The organism is Aliivibrio sp. SR45-2 (assembly GCF_963890165.1).
GTDB classification, from domain to species: Bacteria; Pseudomonadota; Gammaproteobacteria; order Enterobacterales; family Vibrionaceae; genus Aliivibrio; species Aliivibrio salmonicida.
Genome location: NZ_CAWPRC010000042.1, coordinates 1 through 2027, shown reverse-complemented (window position 1 = coordinate 2027; position 2027 = coordinate 1). Strand labels below are relative to the sequence as shown.

Genomic DNA, 2027 nt, shown 5'->3' with positions numbered 1-2027 from the left:
CTGTTAATATCCCAGAAACTAATAATGATGAATATAAAAAGTAAACTATTCTGTCAATCATAATCATAAACACTTACTAAAGATGCTTTTTTACCATTAGTTTTAATTCTCATACTATCCACTTTGACAAATGATATACAAAGTTTATTATTTGTTATTTCATTTACGATCATTTGCGCATTTGATATACAACTATCGCTTAACACGTCACTAGATATATATTCCACGATTAAACTTCCACATATATTATGAACTAAAGAGAAATCACTCACCGCGTTAAAAAAATCATAATGCTGACCATATATTAGGCTAACTATTGGTAACTTGTTATTGTCTAAATCATAAATATATTCTGTAATTCTTCCACCAATACTTAATAGTTTTCGTTCATCTTCTTTATTAACCAAAACTTTAGTCTCTAAATATATATCACCACAATCATATCTTATTAATGGCATAGGAGAATTAAGTAACTTAGTAGATATGATTTTACCATGATTAAATTCGGTATAAGCATAGTTCATATCAAATTCATAGCTTCCAGAATAATTAAGAGCAAGCACAGAATGCTCACTGTTACCATATATATCGAGATGTTTTGAATTCAGCACCCTCCTTGCTAGATTAATTTGTTGTTGAGTTATAACCTCAGAGCTAGTAAGTACGTAAGGGATATTTAATTTTAAATCATTGGTAAAAAGTAAATCAATCAGCTTCATTAATGATGAAGGATACGCATGTATTAATGATGGTTTAAATTCAGTTATTTTTTTTACTACATATTCAATATTATCTTCACTAATCAATTGCGATGAAACAATCAAATTACAACCCAACTGTTTTATAACCTCTCCTTTATAAGTATTTCCGCGTAATATTAATTTATTTTTATTTACCCAACTATATCCACCAAATAATTTAGATAAATGAAAATCTAAATATGCAAACTCATGTGCCATCTCATCCTTTGATCTGTATAGCAATAAAGGATTACCTGTTGAACCACCAGTATTAGCTTGGATTAACTTATCTTTATTAAAACCTTCTATTATCAGTTCATCAACATTAGTAATTATATCCGTCTTGCTTATAATAGGTAGGTACTTTAAATCACCTACTTCTTTAAAATAATTAGGATTGATATTATTTTCTTTATACAATCTATTATAGAATGATGTATTATTATAGGCTTTGCAAACTGTTTTTAGGACTAGACTTTGAATATGGATTTTTTTTTCTTCGTTATTTAATGCATGGTATTTATAAATACCACTAAGAACATTATGATAATATATTCCATATTTAATCCAATTTGGAATATATGGACCAATATGCGACTTTACATTAATTAAGCTCATACAGCTTCCTATAAACAAAAATTAACACTATTACTGTAATAAATCTCGCAGCAGCAATACCAACCAGACCAAGCGTACAACCCAATATTAAAGAGAGCATCACAGTTAAAACAACATTAACAATGGAAGCCTTAAAGTTTAACATCGTCTTACCACAAGAGATGAAATAGCCCGCTTTTAGATTAAATTTAAATGATATAATCCAAGACACAAATAATATAATAAATGGAACTATCGCATCTTCATATTTAAATTCAAAGTTTAATATTGAATATAAACAAAATAGCACTGCTATTGGTATAATCAATAAACTAGAAAGAGATAAAAATTTATGTTCAATACCTATTAGCTTCTCATGGGTAAATTCTGAGGAAAAATAAGGGATATAATATTGCTGGACACTTCTACTAATCACTTCAAAGCCCGAAATTAAAATTAAAGAAAATGCATAACTACCAACTAATTTTTGGTCTTCAATTACTATGTTGGTGACAAAGAGCCCCGCATAAAAACCCAGCGTTCCTAACACATTAGAAAGAAGCGCCCCTTTAGCTATTTTCCATTGCTCTTTTAGTTTTTCAGGGCCATTCCACAATAAAGAAATTTTTAAGTCAAATGCTTGTATAAGAAAAAGAATAGTCACCACAGCTGAAAAATATAAAGCAACGA

The 2027-nt window shown here is 28.7% G+C and carries 2 protein-coding genes; both read right to left on the bottom strand.

Annotated elements, in window-relative coordinates; genetic code table 11:
- Window positions 1-53 precede the first annotated feature (53 nt).
- The gene (locus AACV33_RS02030; protein ID WP_182700708.1) at window positions 54-1358 is read right to left on the bottom strand and encodes a hypothetical protein; all 1305 of its coding nucleotides are present in this window, start codon (window positions 1356-1358) and stop codon (window positions 54-56) included.
- A partial coding sequence (locus AACV33_RS02025; protein WP_182700707.1) for a hypothetical protein occupies window positions 1345-2027 on the bottom strand: 683 nt, incomplete at its 5' end. The genes AACV33_RS02030 and AACV33_RS02025, both read right to left, overlap by 14 nt.

What these genes read in the sequence shown, in the direction of transcription:
- AACV33_RS02030 (WP_182700708.1), bottom strand. Translation starts at nt 1,358, where the DNA reads ATGAGCTTAATTAATGTAAAGTCGCATATTGGTCCATATATTCCAAAT.